Genomic DNA, 17,979 nt, shown 5'->3' with positions numbered 1-17,979 from the left:
ATGGCTAAAAAATCAATGATTGCAAAGGCAGCGAGAGCGCCTAAGTTTAAAGTAAGAGCATACACAAGATGTCAAATTTGTGGACGTCCACACTCTGTATACAAAGATTTTGGTATTTGCAGAATTTGTCTTCGTAAAATGGCGAATGAAGGTCTTATTCCAGGCCTCAAAAAAGCAAGCTGGTAAGGAAATAGACTATGATTAATGATCTAGTAGCAGATTCTTTAACAAGAATCAGAAATGCATCAATGAGAAAACTTGATGTTACGAAATTAATGCATTCAAAACTTGTTGAAGCAATTTTAGTGATTTTTCAAAACAAAGGCTACATTGAGAGCTTTAATGTTGTTGAAGAAGGTCCTAAAAAATTTATCAATGTTGTTTTGAAGTATGATGCAAGAGGTAGCCAAGTTATTAATGAAGTGAAAAAAATCTCAAAGCCAGGACGTAGAGTCTATAAAGGCAAAGATGAAATCAAACGCTTCAAAAATGGTTATGGTACAATCGTTGTTAGTACATCAAAAGGTGTTCTCAGTAATGACGACGCTCACAAAGCTGGTCTTGGTGGCGAAGTTATCTGTAGTATTTGGTAATTAGCTGTTCTTTTATGGTATTCGATATCCATTCTAAGATGTAAGCTTATCGTAGACAAGTAAAGGAAAAATATGTCACGTATTGGTAAAAAACCTGTTAAGATACCTGCTGGGGTTGAAGTCTCAGTTAATGGTGCCATAATAGCGTTTAAAAAAGGTAATGTTCAAAAAACTTTGGACACAAAAGGTCATGTTGAAGTAAAAGTTGAAGGCGAAGAGCTTTTATTCATACCAAAAGGTGCTGATAGACAAAGCAGTGCGTTTTGGGGAACTTATCGTGCCCTAGGTCAAAATGTTATTACTGGTTTAACAGATGGGTTTAAAAAACAACTTGAAATCAATGGTGTTGGTTATAGAGCTGCCGTAAGCGGTAATGTTCTTGAACTCCAACTAGGATATTCACATCCAATCAATTATGAATTTCCTAAAAATATGCAAATTACCGTTGAGAAAAACGTAATTACTATTGTAGGTGATGACAAGCAAGTAGTTGGTCAAATTGCTGCCGAAATTAGAAGTTTTAGGGCTCCTGAACCGTATAAAGGTAAAGGTATTAAGTATGTTGATGAGACTATTATCCGTAAAGCCGGAAAAACTTCCAAGAAGTAAAGGGTAGGAAATGAGAGCAAATATTTTAAAACGAAAGCTTGATTTAAGAGCAAAACGTAAAAAAAGAATTAGAGCTGATATCTCTGGTACAGAGCAAAGACCAAGAATTTCTGTGTTTAAATCTAACAGATTTATCTATGCTCAAGCAATTGACGATGTTACTGGCGTTACTCTAGCAAGTGTAGATGGCAAAAAATTAGGATTTAATTCTAGTAAAGCAGGCGCAACGGAAGTTGCAAAAGTGTTTGCAGAGACACTTAAGGCTAAAAACTTAACACAAGTTGTTTATGATAGAAATGGTTATTTGTATCATGGCGTTATTGCTGCGTTTGCAGATGGCCTTAGAGCAAACGGCATAGTGCTGTAAAGATCAAGAAGAGGATAACGATTCAATGGAAAAATATAACAGAGAAGAGTTTGAAGAAGTCATCGTTAACATCGGCCGCGTAACAAAAGTTGTTAAAGGCGGTAGACGTTTTAGATTTACAGCACTTGTCGTTGTTGGAAATAAAAAAGGTCTTGTTGGCTTTGGTTTCGGTAAAGCTAAAGAGGTTCCTGATGCTATTCGTAAAGCGGTTGATGATGCATTTAAAAACATCGTTAAAGTGAACATCAAAGGTTCAACAATCGCTCACGATGTTGAAGTGAAATTTAATGCAAGTCGTATTATCTTGAAACCAGCAAGTGATGGTACCGGCGTAATCGCTGGTGGTGCAACACGCCCTGTTGTTGAGCTTGCAGGTATTAAAGATATTTTGACAAAGTCATTGGGTTCAAATAATGCTTCAAATGTGGTAAGAGCAACAATTAAAGCTCTTAGCATGATTAAAAGCTAAGTGACAAAGAAGGACAAATAATGGCATTAGATAATCTAACACCCGCTGAAAACTCAACAAAAGAGATTAAAAGAGTCGGTCGCGGTCAAGGTAGCGGTATGGGTAAAACGGCTAGCCGTGGTGCAAATGGTCAAAAATCCCGTACAGGTTATAAACGTAAAAGAGGTTTTGAAGGTGGCCAACAACCACTTCAAAGAAGATTACCAAAAGTTGGTTTTACTTCTAAAATAGAAAAACCTTATGTTATCAATGTAGAAAAAATTAAAGCAGTCGCTGAGCTTAATGAAATTACGGTTGATACACTTAAAACTATCCATAAAATGGCAAGTACAGTTGTAAAAGTCAAATTAATCGGTACAGGTGCAAAAGAACTTGTAGCAAAGATTAAAGATGACAATGTCGTTGTTACTGGAATGAGTAAATGAGTCAAGATCTCACTAAGAAGATTTTAGTTACATTAGGGTTTATTTTTGCATACAGGATACTGGCATATGTGCCAGTACCTGGTGTAAACTTAGCTGTAATTAAAGAATTCTTTGATTCCAATAGCTCTAATGCTCTTGGAATGTTTAATATGTTCAGCGGCAATGCTGCACAACGTCTTAGTATCATATCTTTAGGTATTATGCCTTATATTACCGCATCCATTATAATGGAACTTCTTGCTGCAACTTTCCCAACACTTGGTAAAATGAAAAAAGAGCGTGATGGCATGGTGAAATACATGCAAATTATCCGCTATGCAACCATTGTCATTACAATTATCCAAGCCATTGGTGTTTCAGTAGGTTTAGGTGGCTTAAGTGGCCGTGCTGGTGAAAGTGCAATTATGATCGATATGACTACTTTTACTGCTATTGCAGCAGCAAGTATGCTTACAGGAACCATGTTGCTTATGTGGATTGGTGAACAAATCACACAGCGAGGTATTGGTAACGGTATTAGTTTGATTATTTTTGCTGGTATTGTTTCAGGTATTCCTCACGCAATTGGTGGAACTATCAATCTTGTCAATACAGGTGAATTAAACTTTCTAGTTGTCATCGGTATTTTATTGGTTATCTTAGCAACAGTAGGTTCAATTATTTATGTTGAAATGGGTGAGAGGCGTATACCAATCTCTTATTCTCGTAAAGTTGTTTTACAAAATCAGCATAAAAGAATTATGAATTATGTGCCTATTAAAATGAACCTTAGTGGTGTTATCCCTCCAATTTTTGCAAGTGCGATTTTGATGTTCCCATCAACCATTATGCAAGCGAGCACAAATCCTGTTGTTCAAGCTATTCACGATTTTCTTAGCCCAAATAGCTATGTTTTTAACGTTCTAACATTTGTTTTTGTTATTTTCTTTGCGTATTTTTATGCATCAATTGTTTTTAATGCAAAAGATATTTCTGAAAATCTTAAAAAACAAGGTGGCTTTATTCCTGGCGTTAGACCAGGTGAAAGTACAGCACTTTTCTTAAACGAAGTTGCTGGACGTTTGACACTTTGGGGTTCAATTTACCTTGGTTTAATTTCAACACTACCATGGGTTTTAGTTAAATTTATGGGTGTACCATTCTATTTTGGTGGAACAGCGGTGTTGATCGTTGTGCAAGTAGCGCTGGATACGATGCGTAAAATTGAAGCACAAATGTATATGAATAAGTATGAAACATTAAGTGCTGTAGGGCTCTAATGGCATGTCTATAACCATCAAAAAAGCAAATGAAATTGCAAAACTTTCAGTTGCGAATAAAATTGTTGCTCAAACATTAGAATACTTAACAGCAAATATTCACCCAGGGCTTAGTTTAAAAGAACTCAACGCCATGGGTGAATCATTTATTCAAAGTCATGGTGCAAGACCTGCTTTTAAAGGTTTGTACGGCTTCCCAGCTGGCGTATGCACTTCGGTTAATGAAGTCATTATTCATGGAATCCCATCAGATTATCGTCTTAAAGAGGGTGATATTGTGGGGCTTGATATTGGCACAGAAATTGAAGGTTGGTACGGCGATTCTGCTGTAACAGTAGGTGTTGGGACTATATCCAAAAGCGACGAAGCACTTATTGCTTGCGCTAAAGATGCACTGTATTTTGCAATTGATTTTATTCGTCCAGAAATGCGTTTTAAAGAGTTGAGTTACGCAATTGAACAATTTATTCTCCAAAGAGGTTATGTTCCCCTGCGTGGATTTTGTGGACATGGTATTGGGAGAAAACCCCATGAAGAACCTGAAATTCCGAACTATTTAGAAGGGATTAACCCTAAGAGTGGTCCTAAAATCAAAAATGGCATGGTCTTTTGCATTGAGCCGATGATCTGTCATAAAGAGGGGACTCCAAAAATTTTGGAAGATAAATGGGCTGTTGTTTCAACAGATGGTTTGAGAGGTAGCCACTACGAGCATACAGTTGCTATAGTAGATGGTAAAGTAGAAATTTTGTCTATAGTTTGAGAAGACAGGAGGTAAAATGGCAAAAGACGACGTGATTGAAATTGACGGTAAAGTAATTGAAGCTTTGCCAAATGCTACTTTTAAAGTAGAGGTTCAAAACAGCCATGTGATACTATGTCACATTGCAGGAAAGATGAGGATGCATTATATTAAGATAATGCCAGGAGATACCGTGAAGGTGGAGTTGACCCCGTATAGTTTAGATAAAGGGCGTATAACATATAGGTATAAGTAAATTATTAGCTTAATTTGTGTATAATTTACCCCTTTTGTAAAGCTGTGTGAAGAATAATCGAAAAAAAACCACTGTTTTTTCGATTGTTGGTTTGAGATACATCATCAAACCTGTGACAGTTTAACTCAAAATTCCAGTGGAAAAAAAAGTTCAGGAGTCACAATGAAAGTACGACCTTCTGTAAAGAAGATGTGCGATAAATGCAAAGTGATCAAACGAAAAGGTATCGTTAGAGTCATTTGCGTAAATCCAAAACATAAACAGAGACAAGGATAAGCATGGCAAGGATTGCAGGTGTAGACCTTCCAATGAAAAAGAGAGTAGAGTATGGTTTAACATATATCTACGGTATAGGTTTGACAAGTTCTAGAGCTATTTTAACAGCAACTGGAATTTCGTTTGATAAAAGAGTTCATGAGCTAAGCGAAGATGATATTGCTGCGATTCGTAAAGAAATCCAAGCAGGATTCCAAGTAGAAGGTGATCTTCGTAAAAAAGTGGCTATGGATATTAAAGCTTTGATGGATATGGGAAGTTATAGAGGTCTTAGACACAGAAAAGGCTTGCCAGTTCGTGGACAAAAAACAAAAACGAATGCGCGTACCCGTAAAGGTAAAAAACGCACCGTTGGCGCAAAAGCTAAATAACGAAGTCTCAAAGGGAAACAGATGGCAAAAAGAAAAGTAGTACGTAAAAAAGTTGTTAAGAAAAATATTGCTAAAGGTATCATTTTTATCTCTGCAACATTTAATAACACTGTCGTAACTGTAACTGATGAGATGGGAAATGTTATTGCTTGGAGTAGCGCAGGTAGTTTGGGCTTTAAAGGTAGTAAAAAATCTACTCCTTATGCTGCTCAACAAGCCGTTGAAGATGCACTTACTAAAGCGAAAGAGCATGGTCTCAAAGAAATCGGTATTAAAGTTCAAGGACCGGGCAGTGGTCGTGAAACAGCGGTAAAAAGTGCTGGTACAACAGAAGGTATTAAAGTGTCTTTCTTAAAAGATATTACACCTCTACCACACAACGGCTGTAGACCTCCAAAAAGAAGAAGAGTGTAATTTCTCTATTGTGAGAATTATACTTTCTAAGAAACAAATAATTTTTTCGTTTACGCAATAGATTAGGAGAAAAAATGGCAAGATATAGAGGACCAGTCGAAAAGCTCGAGAGAAGACTTGGTGTTAGCTTGGCCCTTAAAGGTGAGCGCAGACTTGCTGGTAAGAGCGCATTAGACAAGCGACCATATGCCCCAGGCCAACATGGACAAAGAAGAGCAAAAATTAGTGAATATGGACTCCAATTACGTGAGAAACAAAAAGCTAAATTTATGTATGGAGTTTCTGAAAAACAATTCAGACGTATTTTTGACGAAGCAGCAAGAAGAGAAGGAAATACAGGTATTAACCTTGTCCTTTTAATCGAAAGAAGACTTGACAATGTTGTTTATCGTATGGGATTTTCAACAACAAGAAGATTTGCACGTCAATTAGTAACACATGGACACATTTTAGTGAATGGCAACAAAGTTGATATTCCTTCTTATGTTGTACGTCCAGGTGATAAAGTAGAAGTATGTGAGAAATCTAAAAATAATCCACAAGTCAAACGTTCTCTTGAATTGACACAACAAACAGGTATCGTACCATGGGTTGATGTTGAAAGAGAAAAAGCGATGGGTATTTTTACACGTATCCCAGAAAGAGATGAAGTAGTTATTCCGGTTGAAGAAAGATTAATCGTTGAGCTATACTCTAAATAATAAAGTAGGTAGCATATGAAAAAAATCAATACATCAGCTTACATGCCAACTGAAATTGAAGTAGAAACCATTGCATCAAACAAGGTTCAAGTGAGTGCCTACCCATTTGAATCTGGCTTTGCAGTGACATTGGCACATCCATTACGTAGATTGCTTCTTAGTAGTACTGTGGGATCTGCACCGACGGCTGTAAAAATTGAGGGCGTCACTCATGAATTTGATAGCATGCGTGGTATGCTTGAAGATGTTGCTCTTTTTATCATTAATCTAAAAAATATTCGTTTCAAAATCAAAGGCGATGAGAAACGTGTAGAAGTTAACTACTCATTTACAGGCCCTAAAGAGATTAAAGGTAGTGATCTTGCGAATGCACAAATTGAAATTGTAACACCTGATGCATATTTGGCTACAATCAACGAAGATGCTGAGTTCAACTTCTCTTTAATTATCGAAAAAGGGATCGGCTATGTTCCAAGCGAAAATATTAGAGGCTTGGTTGGAGAAGATTATATTGCGCTAGACGCATTTTTTACTCCTGTAAAAAGAGCTGTATATGATATTGAGAATGTTTTGGTTGAAGACAATCCTAATTATGAAAAAATTGTTTTTACAATCGAAACAGATGGCCTTGTATCTCCAATTGAGGCATTTAAAAATTCTTTGGAAGCAATGTATGCTCAAATGTCAGTATTTAATGGCATTTTAGATATTGCAGTAGCTCCAAAAAGTGAAAGTTCTAATGAAAGCGTAGAATTTGGAAAACTTCTTCAAAGTATTGAAGAGTTAAATCTAAGTGCACGTAGCTTTAATTGTTTAGACAGAGCAGAGGTTAAGTATATCGGTGAGCTTGCATTGATGAGCGAATTAGAACTTAAAAACCTTAAAAATCTAGGCAAAAAATCATTAGAAGAAATTAGACAAATCATGGAAGAAAGTGGTTATCCTGTTGGATACAACTTTTCTGATGAGACGGCAAGTTTGCTCAAGAAAAAAATTGAAGATTTAAAATCTGAAGCTAACGAGGGTTAATATATGAGACATAAGCATGGATATAGAAAGCTTGGTCGTACTTCATCACACAGAGCAGCGCTGTTGAAGAATATGGCTATTGCTGTTATTAAATATGAAAAAATCGAAACAACACTTCCAAAAGCAAAAGAGCTAAGAGGATATGTTGAAAAATTGATTACAAAAGCTGGAGTTGGTGGCGATCATGCACACAAAACAGTTTTTGCTGCACTTCAAGATAAAGAGTGTACAAAAAAACTTGTTAATGAAATCGCTCCTAAGTATGTAGAGAGAAACGGTGGTTACACCCGTATCATTAAAACACGTATTCGTAAAGGCGATGCTGCGGCAATGGCCTTTTTAGAGCTTGTATAAATCTCTTTTATAGGTTTGGAAGAGTTCCTCTTTCAAACCTAACTTCTTGTTAAAAAATTTTATCCTTTTACTTCCCTTTCGCCCTCTTAAATTAAGTCCTTTTTAACTCAAACTATTGTTAAATTAGAAACTTTTGCTATAGGAGAATCTATGATACCATTTAGTGACGAAGAGTTGCTTCCCGTTGTTGAAAAATCACTTGAAAAGATTAAGCCCATGCTCGCTTTGGATGGCGGAGGACTAACCCTCTTAGGCATCAAAGAAGGTCGCGTTTATGTCCAATTGCAAGGAGCTTGCCAAGGATGTGCTTCAAGTGGTCAAACACTCAAATACGGTGTTGAGAGACAACTCAGAATTGATATTCACCCCGACCTTGAAGTTGTAAATATTTTACCTGGATCTGAACACGAATTTACATCAATAGGAGAGTAATGAGTACGTATTTTCAAAAAGGTGTTGATAAATTTTATGAAAAAAACTTTTCTGAAGCAATGTTACAATTTGCTTTAGCATTAAGTAATGATCCAAAATCGAAAGAAGCACGTATTGGTGCTATTTTGTGCGATATGGCTGTTCATAACGAAGAACAAGCAACCGCACTTTTTGAATACTATCTTTTGACCAGAGAGAATGGTGCTGAAGATTGTGAAGATGTCATGGAAGAGATTATAAACTCAGTTGAAAAACACAGTGAAAAAATTGCTCATTTATTTAAAGAAAATGATTTTGAAGCACGCATTAATGCCGAAAATGGTATTAAATACGATGATTTCATGGCTCTGATAGAATCGCGAGGCAGTTTTAAAGAAGCCTTTGAAGATATTATGTTTTCAACAAAAGTCATTATTTCAAAAAAAGAAGATTTTGTGGATTTTTTAGCAAAGCTGATTGAAAACGGATTCATTGAGATGTCGCTTAATTACCTTGAAAGTGCCGTCACGCTTTTCCCAAATGATGAACAACTACTCTCACTCATTAAAAAAGTACAAAAATAAAGAAAAACAGTGAAAATAGATTTACAAAATAGTGCGCCGTTTTTACATGTAACGGATAATTCGAACGAATGTAGTGCATCAAGTCTCTTTCTCATCACGGATCAAAATAAGCAATATATTGAGTCCGCTAAAAACAATGGTTGTGTGAAAACGATTACTGCGCAAGAATGTTTAGACCTTCTAGGCATATCTCATAATATCAAAATTATAGGTATTACAGGAACAAATGGTAAAACGACAACAGCAGCAGCCATTTACTCGATTTTATTAGATATTGGGAAAAAAGTTGGTTTACAAGGAACGCGCGGTTGTTTTATCAATGACTGTCGTATCGAAGATAAAAGTCTTACAACACCGCCCATCCTGCAAACAATTAAAAATCTTAAAATGGCAGTCGAGGCTGGGTGTGAGTATTTTGTGATGGAAGTGAGTTCGCATGCTATTGTGCAAAACCGTATTGATGGGCTCTCGTTTGCACTCAAAATTCTAACCAATATTACGCAAGACCATCTTGATTTTCATAAGACGATTGATGAATATATCGCTGTTAAAAGTCGTTTTTTTGAAGATGACAGTGTGAAGTTAATCAATAAAGACGAAAGTAAGATTCGCTTTAATCGTACGAATGCGATGAGTTATGGCATTGAACATCCTGCAACATATAAAGTGATTGCGTACTCTCTAAAAGACGGAATAAGCGCTGCCATTGCAAAAATTGATAAAGTCTATGATTTTGAATCTCCTCTGCATGGTTTTTTCAATCTGTATAATCTTTTGGCCGCGATTAGTGCTGTTGATATGCTAGGTGTTGCTCCTATGGAGGCCATCTGTGAAGCAGTAGAGCACTTTGGTGGTGTTGAAGGTCGTATGGAAGTGGTAAGCACTGAACCTTTGGTTATTGTCGATTTTGCACATACGCCTGATGGAATGGAAAAAGTTTTAGAGAGCATGAAAGATAGAGAAATGGTGGTTGTGTTTGGTGCAGGCGGTGACAGAGATCGAACAAAGCGTCCAAAAATGGGAGCGGTTGCACAAAGATACGCCCATAAAATTGTCGTTACAAGTGATAACCCTCGCTCAGAAGAACCTCAAAGTATCATTCAAGAAATTTTGAGTGGAATGAACAAAAGCGAACAGTTACTTGTCGAAGTTGATCGCGCCAAAGCCATTGAAAAAGCACTGCGTATGCAAGCACCAAATGAAGTCTTGCTGATACTGGGAAAAGGGGATGAGACGTATCAAGAGATACAAGGAAAGAAGCATGCCTTTGATGATCGTGAAGTTGCAAAAAAACTTATCCATCAATTGACTAAGCTAAAATAGGGTAAAATAAGAAAATTTGTTAAAGTTAAAGAGGTTAAAAAGCGATGACGCTTGAAATGCTATACAGTAAAATTCATCGAGCTACCGTAACAGATGCCAATCTTAATTATGTGGGGTCTATTACTATTGATAAAGAGTTAATAGAGGCCGCTAATCTTCGTATAGGGCAAAAAGTGGAAGTAGTCAATATTAATAATGGCGAACGCTTTACAACTTATGTCATTGAAGGCAAAGCAGGTCAAAAAGATATTTGTCTCAATGGTGCAGCAGCACGAAAAGCACATATTGGCGATAAAATTATTATCATTGCGTATGCTCATATGAATGAAGTTGAACTTGAAACATTCAAGCCTACGGTAGTCCTTGTGGATGAAACAAATGCCATGGTTGAAGTGAGAGATTATATCTGATGTTCGATAACTTTGATTTTTCAAAAATGGGTGCAATGCTTGAAGAGGCTCAAAAACAAGCTCAAAAAATGCAAGAAGATGCTAATTCCAAAGAATTTACTGCGAAAAGCGGTGGAGGTCTTGTTAGTATCAGCATGAATGGCAATAATGAAGTCATCGATATTACGATTGATGATTCACTGATGAGTGATAAAGAATCATTACAAATTTTATTAATCAGTGCAATGAACGATGTGACTAAAATGGTTGAAGATAATAAAAAACTTGCCACAACTCAGATGCTTTCAAGCATTGGAGGATTTGGTTCAAAAAGCTAAGGGGTGACATGTGAAATACATAGGTTTTTTTATTCTTTTAATAGCTCAAATCGTTTTGGCCGCTGATACCGAGGCTCCTGTTCCTGCTTCAAAGGCGGAGTTTGTTTACCCGGATTTTTCACAATGCTATGACAAAAACAAGCACTCTATTGTCTATTTCGGAACAACTCGTGCTGTTGCTATTAGTGAAAAACAAGCAGTTGCCTATTCAAAAGAGAAACCTAGTGTTCCTTATGTACGTTATGATTATCTTTCCCATTTATACCTTTTTGACTCTCCTAAGCCTTTAATGCCAATTAAATTAAAACCTACCAGTGAATTAAAAGTTGGTGAATGGTTGGAAAGTCTGACAGATAATTCATTGATTGTTGTGAATGCATCAAAAATTGGTCAAACAACGGGTGAGTTTTTTGAATTTGCTGGTAAAGGCGAAATCAATAGTATCGTAGGTGGGTTGTGTTGTGAAATGTATGGCTTAGGCATCGGTGAGCAATTTTTTATTGCTTCTGAAGAATTAGAGCGTTTCATTAATGGTAAATCAATGGCCTATCCAGAATTTGGTGCTCGCTTTGCTGAGAATAATGAAAGTGTTGTCGTTGATTTTGTGGATCCAAACTTTAAAGCAGCGAAAATTAAAGCCGGTGATGTTATTACCGAACTCAATGGTCAAAAAATTAAAACATTGGCACAGTTGAATGATATATTAAAATCACTCAAGGATACTTCTAAAGTAAGTGCCAAAATCAAGCGCGATGATGCATGGATAGAAGAAAATATTCGCGTTCCAAAACCTGAGCCTAAAAAAGTACCACTCCCTAAAAAGAAAGTGCCATTGCCAGCACCTAAAAAAGAGAGTTTTTTACATACAAAAGGGTTTACATTTAATAATGATTTGCAGATTATTGATATTAAACATGGATCTTTCGCAGAGCAAAGTGGTCTAAAAATTGGGGACCGTCTCATGCAAATTAATGGGCAACCTGTTGGGAAAGTTGTAGAAGCAGATGCTTATTTGAATAACAAACATGACGTTGAGACCAATCTTTTATTTGACCGTGATGATTTTCAGTTTTTTGTTACATTAAAACGTTAATAAAGGGTTGTATTGATTTTACGTCATGAATTGCTAGCTCAATTTGAGCATTTTTTACAAACAAACATTCCACAGATTGAAAGTTTTCATCCATATTTTAACCAAGCATTCCGTGAGATGCTCGATGTTGGTGGCAAGCGTTTCCGTCCTCTTTTATTGCTCAGTGTCGTTGAGAGTTGTAATCCTCTGCTCATACAAAACGCCTTGCCGGTTGCATTGGGCTTAGAAATGATGCACACATATTCGCTGATCCATGATGATTTGCCATGTATGGATAATGCAGCACTAAGGCGAGGTCATGCTACGTTACATGTCACGTATGATGAGACAACTGCTGTATTGGTGGGCGATGCACTGAATACACATGCATTTTATCTTTTAGCCAATGCTCCTTTGAGTGCTGAAGTTAAAATCAAATTGGTTTCGATTCTTTCAGGCGATGCTGGAATCTACGGCATGGTGCTAGGTCAAGCCATTGACTGCTTTTTTGAGGACAAACATCTCAATGTGGATGAACTTACCTTTTTGCATCTGCACAAAACGGCAAAACTTATTGCCGCTTCATTAGTGATGGGCGCAGTTATTTGTGATTTAGATGCTGCAATGCAAGAAGCACTGTATCATTTTGGACTCAAATTAGGACTTTTATTTCAAGTGCAAGATGACATTATTGATGCAACATTGACAAGCGAAGAAGCAGGCAAACCCACGTTGAATGACGGGCATAAAAACTCATTTGTGAATTTGTTGGGTTTACATGGTGCAGAGGGCGAAAAACAAAAGCTTTTACAAGAGCTTGATAGAGAACTAGATAAGCTAGATACAGCTTTGTCAGAGAGACTAAAAAGTATCGTTACTGATTATTTTAAAGGATAAGTATTATTATGGAAAATCTTAAAATGTTAAAAAAACAAGCGGATACGATACGTTTTCTAGCAGCCGATATGGTACAACGAGCTAACAGCGGTCATCCAGGGGCTCCTATGGGGTTGGCAGATATTGTGACTATTTTAGCACGTCATATCTCACACAATCCAAAAAATCCAAAATGGTTGAACAGAGATCGTCTCGTTTTTAGTGGTGGACATGCCTCCGCACTTGTGTACTCTTTCTTACATTTAACAGGTTATGACTTAAGCCTTGAAGATTTGAAAAATTTTAGACAATTAGGAAGTAAAACACCAGGCCATCCAGAATACGGTGATGTCCCCGGTGTTGAAGTCACAACGGGACCTTTAGGACAAGGTATCTCTAATGCCGTTGGTTTTGCGATGGCTTCTAAATATGCTTCAGCTATTTTAAATACACCTTCAGCTGAAATTATCACACATAAAGTCTATTGTTTATGTGGAGATGGTGACTTACAAGAGGGTATCAGCTATGAAGCGTGCTCACTTGCTGGACATTTAAGTTTAGATAATTTAGTTGTAATTTACGATAGCAATGCTATCACGATTGAGGGTGACACTTCTATTGCTTGGAGTGAAGATGTTAAACGTCGTTTTGAAGCACAAGGTTGGGAAGTATCGCGTATTGATGGTCACGATTATGATGAAATCAATACCGTTTTAGAAAAATCAAAAGAACAAACAAAACCTTATTTAATTATTGCCGATACAACCATCGCTAAAGGTGCATGTAAAATGGAAGGTAGCCATCATGCTCATGGCGCTCCCTTAGGATGTGACGAAATTAAAAATGCCAAAATAAAAGCAGGATTTGACCCTGAAAAAGAGTTTCAAGTCGATGAAGATGTCAAAGCACGCTTTAGTTGTGCTCTTGAAAAAAGTGACCTTGCAGAAGCACAATGGAATGCGTTGATTAAAAACAGTGTGAGTGCTGAACAAAAAGACCTTTTAGCTTCATTGCAGAGCCCTGATTTCTCAAAAATTGAGTGGCCTATGTTTGATGCAGATATTGCCACACGTGATAGCAATGGTAAAATTTTGAATGCCATTGCAAAAGCAATCCCTGGATTTTTAGGGGGTAGTGCTGATTTAGGACCATCCAATAAGAGTGAACTCAATGGCATGGGTGATTATCCATTAGGTCGTAATATCCATTTTGGTATTCGCGAACATGCAATGGGTGCGATTAACAATGCGTTTGCATTGTACGGCCTGTTTCTCCCTTTTGCAGCAACGTTTTTTATCTTTAGTGATTATATGAAACCTTCCGTTCGTTTGGCTGCATTGATGAAATTAAAGAATTTTTATGTCTGGACGCACGATAGTATTGGTGTAGGTGAAGATGGTCCAACCCACCAACCTATTGAGCAACTCAGCCAGTTTAGAGCTTTACCAAATTTCTATGTGTATCGTCCATGTGATGGAAGAGAAAATGTTAAATCATGGCAAAAAGCACTCAGTATGCAAGCACCATCGGCTTTTGTTTGTTCACGCCAAAAACTCAAAGCTTTAAAAGACGATCGAGCGTATGGTGATGTTGAAAATGGTGGATATTTGCTTAAAAAACGCGATAATGCTACAGTGACCTTGCTTGCCAGTGGTAGCGAAGTCTATATGGCCCTTGAAGTAGGGTGCATGCTGACAAAAATGGGTGTTGTAACAAACATCGTGAGTGTGCCTTGCTTTGATCTCTTAGTGGAACAAGAGCAAGCGTACATCGACACTATTATTGATCCGAAAACAAAAACATTTGCTATTGAAGCGAGTGCTGGCGTTGAATGGTACCGATATGCTGATGAAGTGATTGGTATGAAACGTTTTGGAGCGAGTGGGCCTGCGGAGCTTCTATTTGAGAAATTTGGCTTAACAGCGGATAGTGTGACTGAAAAAATATGTGCAACATTAGGTGTAGTTTATCAAAAAAGCAGCGGTACCGGTTGTAAGTGTTAGTATGAATAGAACCATTATTTTTGATCTCGATGGTACGCTTTTAGATACACTAGAAGATATTGCCATTAGCGCAAATTTTGCTTTAACGTCTTTAGGTTTTAAACAAGAGCCTAAAGATGCCTACCGTTATTATGTTGGCGAAGGTGTTTTTAAACTCTTTGGAAATATTTTTGCCAACAACCCACAATCTGAAGAGACGATTCAAAAAGCTGTTGCGCTTTTTGAAGAGCATTACGCCAAACAGTTTTATCAAAATACGAAACTCTACGATGGTATCAGTAAGATGCTGACTTTTCTTCAAAAACGTGGCTTTAAAATGGCAATTCTCTCTAACAAACCCGATAGTTTTACAAAAATGTGCGCGCTTAAGTATTTAAGAGCTTGGCAGTTTGATGTTGTTTTTGGTGCACGTAAAGAAGTACCTAGAAAACCAGATCCTACGAGCGTGCTGGAGATTGCACAGCTTTTACATGTAAAAGTAGAAGAGTGTTTTTATCTAGGCGATACGATGATTGATATGCAAACAGCAAATCGTGCAGGTGCAATTGCATTGGGCGCATTATGGGGCTTTAGAGATGCTGAAGAGTTGCAAAAACATGGAGCAAAATACCTTTTAAACTCCCCCAGCGAAGTGATTAAACTCCTCGCTGAGGTCTAGGCTTTAAGTGTTTAGGATTTAAATTTTCCTAGCTCATTGTTGAGGTTTTCCGTCATGACATGTAAATGTTCACTGGCTTGAGAAACATTGTCGATACTGCCCACATTCTCTTTAGAAATGACATTGATTTTTTCAATTTCTGTCACCATGCCTTTAATTTGCTTTGCGGTATCGACAAAACTATTGACGGTCATGTAGGTATCTTCAATCGTCTTTTTAATCGTTGCATCAATCGTGTTCATTCCGTTTTGAAGTTCGTTGGAAATGTTGGCTAAATCATTCACTTCATTAGCATTAGCAGCAATATCTGTGTTGGCATCCATAATGGATTGAACCACCACATTAATGGTGGCATCAATCTCCACCAAACTTTTTTGGGTACGTTCAGCCAACTTTCTTACTTCATCGGCCACAACGGCAAATCCACGTCCATGTTCACCTGCACGTGCTGCTTCAATAGCGGCATTAAGGGCTAATAGATTGGTTTGATCTGCAATATCACGAATAATACTTAACACCTCTTTGACCTCATTAGCGTTTTGGCTCACGGTATTAAGACGTTCTGCTAAGCCTTGCTCTTTTGTTGCAGTGAGTTGCATAGTACGTTCAAGATGTTCCGCTTGATTTTTAACCGTATTGATATCCAGTTCTGTTTTGCGCAATGCTTCTTGTGAAATGGTTGCTTTTTCAACAGAGGCTTCTATCGTTTGTGTGAGTGCAATGCCATTGTCTTTTGTTTGTGTAACAATTTTTGACTCGGTATCTGCATTGCGTACGACTTCAGAGGCGGTACGAGAGAGCTCTTCAGAAATAGAAGCATTTTCATTGCTAATCGTTTTTGATTTTTTTACGATTTCATGGAGCTTTTCAATGAAGAGATTAATATTGTGCGATACTTGACCAAATTCATCGTTACTGTGAACTTCAAGGCGTTGTCTTAAATCACCTTCACTGCTAGAGAGGTCTTTTACGACATCATTTAACTCTTCTAGCGGTTTCAATAATTTTTTAATTAAGAAAATCATGACAATGATGGAAAGTAAAAGCATCCCAATTCCGATGAAAAGGAGTTGTTTCATTTGAATATCTAAGAAATGATACGCAACAGCTTTATCAAACGTAATACAAGGTTTCCAGCCGGTTTCATTGGAACGTTTAAATGCTAAAACTTTTTCTTGAGCATCTGCTGTATAGTTGATAATCGCCTCTTTTTGACCACCCAATTGTTGCGCTAACTGAGAGTTGAGCGTTTTTAAATCTTTTCCAACCATCTCTTTATTAGGATGTGCAAGGATGATATTGGCAGAGTCTAATAAAATGCCATAGCCTCCATTAAACTGAACATCTTCAATCGCTTTAACTATGGTATCTAGCGCAACTGATGTCGCTACAACAGCTATGAGTTTGTTGTCTTTATAAATAGGCGCATAAATAGCGACAACATATTTTTTGAGTGAAGCACTCATATAAGCATTTGTCGCTCCAGCTTTTCCTTTCTCTTTTGCATCTTTATACCAAGGGCGAATACGCGCATCAAACCCTTTAGGTGCTTTTTTTTCTCCGGCATACACCATTTTCCCATCGGCTTCATAGCCAACAAAGGTATCGAGCCCATTGATACTTTTGGTTAAGTGAAGCAGTTGCTCATTAAGTTCAACATCGCTCATAGATTCCAGTGTTTGAAGTTTACTGGCCATAGCATTCACGACATCCCGTTTCGCCTCGACCCACAAATCAATGTAATCTGTCAAAGAGTTCGAAGATATTTGCAAACTGCTTTCTATTTGTGTGATACTGTTTTTTTTGGTTTCAATATAATTGACAATTCCAAATGCCGTAAGACTCGCACACATTAAAAGTGCAATGATAAGGGTCACTTTCGTTTTGAAGTGCATGGCAACTCCTTTTGTAATGTATAAGAACATTTTATTATAGCACTTAATGAGCTCTAAAAAGTTGCTTGTGGTAGAGAAATATATGAGGATGAAGTGTTTGATGAGTGAAGTTGATACACAAAGCCAAGCAAATGCTTGGCTTTAAAAAACAATTATGACTTAAACTTACCCAACTCGTTGTTGAGATTTTCCGTCATAACATGTAAATGCTCACTGGCTTGAGAGACATTATCGATACTGCCTACATTCTCTTTAGAGATGGCATTAATCTTTTCTATCTCTTCCACAATGAGTTTAATTTTATCGGAGGTCTCAATAAAGTTATCTACATTATAGTGACTCTCATCAATGGTTTTATGAATAATATTCGCCACATTATTCATTCCTTCTTGCAACTCATTGGATAGGGTTGAAAGCGCATGCACATCTGCAGCATTAGCAGCAATATCTGTGTTGGCATCCATAATGGATTGAACCACCACATTAATGGTGGCATCAATCTCCACCAAACTTTTTTGGGTACGCTCAGCCAATTTTCTTACTTCATCGGCCACAACGGCAAATC

At 37.3% G+C, this 17,979-nt stretch carries 25 protein-coding genes and 1 pseudogene; 24 read left to right on the top strand and 2 right to left on the bottom strand.

Annotated features, from left to right (window positions below; translation table 11 throughout):
* From AC5SLP_RS09885 to AC5SLP_RS09770, 24 genes are all read left to right on the top strand, one after another.
* On the top strand, positions 1 to 186 hold the full coding sequence (locus AC5SLP_RS09885) for a type Z 30S ribosomal protein S14 (RefSeq protein WP_495254985.1): 186 nt from the start codon (positions 1 to 3) through the stop codon (positions 184 to 186).
* Positions 187 to 197: 11 nt separating this feature from the next.
* Complete coding sequence (gene rpsH / locus AC5SLP_RS09880; RefSeq protein ID WP_495254984.1) at positions 198 to 593, top strand: 30S ribosomal protein S8; 396 nt, start codon at positions 198 to 200, stop codon at positions 591 to 593.
* A gap of 72 nt (positions 594 to 665) precedes the next feature.
* The gene (rplF, locus tag AC5SLP_RS09875) at positions 666 to 1,202 is read left to right on the top strand and encodes a 50S ribosomal protein L6 (protein WP_495254983.1); all 537 of its coding nucleotides are present in this window, start codon (positions 666 to 668) and stop codon (positions 1,200 to 1,202) included.
* 10 nt (positions 1,203 to 1,212) lie between these two features.
* Positions 1,213 to 1,569, top strand: coding sequence for a 50S ribosomal protein L18 (gene rplR, locus AC5SLP_RS09870; protein ID WP_495254982.1), 357 nt, complete (start codon positions 1,213 to 1,215; stop codon positions 1,567 to 1,569).
* Between the two features lie 25 nt (positions 1,570 to 1,594).
* Positions 1,595 to 2,038, top strand: coding sequence for a 30S ribosomal protein S5 (rpsE, locus tag AC5SLP_RS09865; protein WP_012857714.1), 444 nt, complete (start codon positions 1,595 to 1,597; stop codon positions 2,036 to 2,038).
* A 20-nt stretch (positions 2,039 to 2,058) separates the two neighbouring features.
* Positions 2,059 to 2,463 carry a 50S ribosomal protein L15 gene (gene rplO, locus AC5SLP_RS09860; RefSeq protein WP_495254981.1) on the top strand — a complete coding sequence of 135 codons (405 nt, stop codon included), beginning with the start codon at positions 2,059 to 2,061 and terminating at the stop codon, positions 2,461 to 2,463.
* Positions 2,460 to 3,722 carry a preprotein translocase subunit SecY gene (secY, locus tag AC5SLP_RS09855; protein ID WP_495254980.1) on the top strand — a complete coding sequence of 421 codons (1,263 nt, stop codon included), beginning with the start codon at positions 2,460 to 2,462 and terminating at the stop codon, positions 3,720 to 3,722. Before rplO ends, secY begins: the two co-directional genes overlap by 4 nt.
* Positions 3,723 to 3,726: 4 nt before the next feature.
* The gene (map, locus tag AC5SLP_RS09850) at positions 3,727 to 4,485 is read left to right on the top strand and encodes a type I methionyl aminopeptidase (protein WP_495254979.1); all 759 of its coding nucleotides are present in this window, start codon (positions 3,727 to 3,729) and stop codon (positions 4,483 to 4,485) included.
* 16 nt (positions 4,486 to 4,501) lie between these two features.
* A complete protein-coding gene (infA, locus tag AC5SLP_RS09845) occupies positions 4,502 to 4,720 on the top strand; it encodes a translation initiation factor IF-1 (RefSeq protein WP_012857710.1) in 219 nt (72 codons plus the stop codon).
* 162 nt (positions 4,721 to 4,882) lie between these two features.
* Entirely contained in the window at positions 4,883 to 4,996 is a 114-nt protein-coding gene (gene rpmJ, locus AC5SLP_RS09840) for a 50S ribosomal protein L36 (protein WP_038533455.1), read from the top strand.
* Between the two features lie 2 nt (positions 4,997 to 4,998).
* Positions 4,999 to 5,367: a 30S ribosomal protein S13 gene (gene rpsM, locus AC5SLP_RS09835; protein ID WP_495254978.1), complete on the top strand. Its 369-nt coding sequence runs from the start codon at positions 4,999 to 5,001 to the stop codon at positions 5,365 to 5,367.
* Positions 5,368 to 5,388: 21 nt separating this feature from the next.
* Positions 5,389 to 5,781 carry a 30S ribosomal protein S11 gene (rpsK, locus tag AC5SLP_RS09830; RefSeq protein ID WP_039673494.1) on the top strand — a complete coding sequence of 131 codons (393 nt, stop codon included), beginning with the start codon at positions 5,389 to 5,391 and terminating at the stop codon, positions 5,779 to 5,781.
* Between the two features lie 74 nt (positions 5,782 to 5,855).
* Positions 5,856 to 6,482 carry a 30S ribosomal protein S4 gene (rpsD, locus tag AC5SLP_RS09825; protein ID WP_495254977.1) on the top strand — a complete coding sequence of 209 codons (627 nt, stop codon included), beginning with the start codon at positions 5,856 to 5,858 and terminating at the stop codon, positions 6,480 to 6,482.
* A 15-nt stretch (positions 6,483 to 6,497) separates the two neighbouring features.
* Entirely contained in the window at positions 6,498 to 7,511 is a 1,014-nt protein-coding gene (locus tag AC5SLP_RS09820; RefSeq protein WP_495254976.1) for a DNA-directed RNA polymerase subunit alpha, read from the top strand.
* Between the two features lie 3 nt (positions 7,512 to 7,514).
* Positions 7,515 to 7,865, top strand: coding sequence for a 50S ribosomal protein L17 (gene rplQ, locus AC5SLP_RS09815; protein WP_495254975.1), 351 nt, complete (start codon positions 7,515 to 7,517; stop codon positions 7,863 to 7,865).
* A 150-nt stretch (positions 7,866 to 8,015) separates the two neighbouring features.
* A complete protein-coding gene (locus AC5SLP_RS09810; RefSeq protein WP_495254974.1) occupies positions 8,016 to 8,297 on the top strand; it encodes a NifU family protein in 282 nt (93 codons plus the stop codon).
* Entirely contained in the window at positions 8,297 to 8,860 is a 564-nt protein-coding gene (locus AC5SLP_RS09805; RefSeq protein WP_495254973.1) for a tetratricopeptide repeat protein, read from the top strand. The genes AC5SLP_RS09810 and AC5SLP_RS09805 overlap by 1 nt, the downstream gene beginning before the upstream one ends.
* Before the next feature lie 9 nt (positions 8,861 to 8,869).
* Entirely contained in the window at positions 8,870 to 10,183 is a 1,314-nt protein-coding gene (locus AC5SLP_RS09800) for a UDP-N-acetylmuramoyl-L-alanyl-D-glutamate--2,6-diaminopimelate ligase (RefSeq protein ID WP_495254972.1), read from the top strand.
* A 44-nt stretch (positions 10,184 to 10,227) separates the two neighbouring features.
* Positions 10,228 to 10,593: an aspartate 1-decarboxylase gene (gene panD / locus AC5SLP_RS09795; RefSeq protein WP_495254971.1), complete on the top strand. Its 366-nt coding sequence runs from the start codon at positions 10,228 to 10,230 to the stop codon at positions 10,591 to 10,593.
* Positions 10,593 to 10,910, top strand: a complete 318-nt coding sequence (locus AC5SLP_RS09790; protein WP_495254970.1) for a YbaB/EbfC family nucleoid-associated protein — start codon at positions 10,593 to 10,595, stop codon at positions 10,908 to 10,910. Before panD ends, AC5SLP_RS09790 begins: the two co-directional genes overlap by 1 nt.
* A 10-nt stretch (positions 10,911 to 10,920) precedes the next feature.
* Positions 10,921 to 12,003 (top strand): DUF7488 domain-containing protein, encoded by a 1,083-nt coding sequence (locus AC5SLP_RS09785; protein ID WP_495254969.1) that lies wholly within the window; start codon positions 10,921 to 10,923, stop codon positions 12,001 to 12,003.
* 15 nt (positions 12,004 to 12,018) lie between these two features.
* Positions 12,019 to 12,879 carry a polyprenyl synthetase family protein gene (locus AC5SLP_RS09780; protein WP_495255152.1) on the top strand — a complete coding sequence of 287 codons (861 nt, stop codon included), beginning with the start codon at positions 12,019 to 12,021 and terminating at the stop codon, positions 12,877 to 12,879.
* Positions 12,880 to 12,902: 23 nt separating this feature from the next.
* Positions 12,903 to 14,861, top strand: a complete 1,959-nt coding sequence (gene tkt, locus AC5SLP_RS09775; RefSeq protein WP_495255151.1) for a transketolase — start codon at positions 12,903 to 12,905, stop codon at positions 14,859 to 14,861.
* 1 nt (position 14,862) lies between these two features.
* Complete coding sequence (locus tag AC5SLP_RS09770) at positions 14,863 to 15,519, top strand: HAD family hydrolase (protein WP_495254968.1); 657 nt, start codon at positions 14,863 to 14,865, stop codon at positions 15,517 to 15,519.
* An 11-nt stretch (positions 15,520 to 15,530) separates the two neighbouring features.
* Here AC5SLP_RS09770 and AC5SLP_RS09765 read toward each other — a convergent pair whose 3' ends face one another.
* Both AC5SLP_RS09765 and AC5SLP_RS09760 read right to left on the bottom strand, forming a co-directional pair.
* Positions 15,531 to 17,414 (bottom strand): methyl-accepting chemotaxis protein, encoded by a 1,884-nt coding sequence (locus AC5SLP_RS09765; RefSeq protein ID WP_495254967.1) that lies wholly within the window; start codon positions 17,412 to 17,414, stop codon positions 15,531 to 15,533.
* Between the two features lie 152 nt (positions 17,415 to 17,566).
* Positions 17,567 to 17,979: pseudogene (locus tag AC5SLP_RS09760) on the bottom strand (methyl-accepting chemotaxis protein); the annotation flags it as partial.

Source organism: Sulfurospirillum sp. E15m (assembly GCF_059415145.1).
This window is presented reverse-complemented; position numbering and strand designations above follow the sequence as displayed.

Coding starts and splice junctions, on each gene's coding strand:
- AC5SLP_RS09885 (WP_495254985.1), top strand. CDS start 1: ATGGCTAAAAAATCAATGATTGCAAAGGCAGCGAGAGCGCCTAAGTTT.
- rpsH (WP_495254984.1), top strand. CDS start 198: ATGATTAATGATCTAGTAGCAGATTCTTTAACAAGAATCAGAAATGCA.
- rplF (WP_495254983.1), top strand. CDS start 666: ATGTCACGTATTGGTAAAAAACCTGTTAAGATACCTGCTGGGGTTGAA.
- rplR (WP_495254982.1), top strand. CDS start 1,213: ATGAGAGCAAATATTTTAAAACGAAAGCTTGATTTAAGAGCAAAACGT.
- rpsE (WP_012857714.1), top strand. CDS start 1,595: ATGGAAAAATATAACAGAGAAGAGTTTGAAGAAGTCATCGTTAACATC.
- rplO (WP_495254981.1), top strand. CDS start 2,059: ATGGCATTAGATAATCTAACACCCGCTGAAAACTCAACAAAAGAGATT.
- secY (WP_495254980.1), top strand. CDS start 2,460: ATGAGTCAAGATCTCACTAAGAAGATTTTAGTTACATTAGGGTTTATT.
- map (WP_495254979.1), top strand. CDS start 3,727: ATGTCTATAACCATCAAAAAAGCAAATGAAATTGCAAAACTTTCAGTT.
- infA (WP_012857710.1), top strand. CDS start 4,502: ATGGCAAAAGACGACGTGATTGAAATTGACGGTAAAGTAATTGAAGCT.
- rpmJ (WP_038533455.1), top strand. CDS start 4,883: ATGAAAGTACGACCTTCTGTAAAGAAGATGTGCGATAAATGCAAAGTG.
- rpsM (WP_495254978.1), top strand. CDS start 4,999: ATGGCAAGGATTGCAGGTGTAGACCTTCCAATGAAAAAGAGAGTAGAG.
- rpsK (WP_039673494.1), top strand. CDS start 5,389: ATGGCAAAAAGAAAAGTAGTACGTAAAAAAGTTGTTAAGAAAAATATT.
- rpsD (WP_495254977.1), top strand. CDS start 5,856: ATGGCAAGATATAGAGGACCAGTCGAAAAGCTCGAGAGAAGACTTGGT.
- AC5SLP_RS09820 (WP_495254976.1), top strand. CDS start 6,498: ATGAAAAAAATCAATACATCAGCTTACATGCCAACTGAAATTGAAGTA.
- rplQ (WP_495254975.1), top strand. CDS start 7,515: ATGAGACATAAGCATGGATATAGAAAGCTTGGTCGTACTTCATCACAC.
- AC5SLP_RS09810 (WP_495254974.1), top strand. CDS start 8,016: ATGATACCATTTAGTGACGAAGAGTTGCTTCCCGTTGTTGAAAAATCA.
- AC5SLP_RS09805 (WP_495254973.1), top strand. CDS start 8,297: ATGAGTACGTATTTTCAAAAAGGTGTTGATAAATTTTATGAAAAAAAC.
- panD (WP_495254971.1), top strand. CDS start 10,228: ATGACGCTTGAAATGCTATACAGTAAAATTCATCGAGCTACCGTAACA.
- AC5SLP_RS09790 (WP_495254970.1), top strand. CDS start 10,593: ATGTTCGATAACTTTGATTTTTCAAAAATGGGTGCAATGCTTGAAGAG.
- tkt (WP_495255151.1), top strand. CDS start 12,903: ATGTTAAAAAAACAAGCGGATACGATACGTTTTCTAGCAGCCGATATG.
- AC5SLP_RS09770 (WP_495254968.1), top strand. CDS start 14,863: ATGAATAGAACCATTATTTTTGATCTCGATGGTACGCTTTTAGATACA.
- AC5SLP_RS09765 (WP_495254967.1), bottom strand. CDS start 17,414: ATGCACTTCAAAACGAAAGTGACCCTTATCATTGCACTTTTAATGTGT.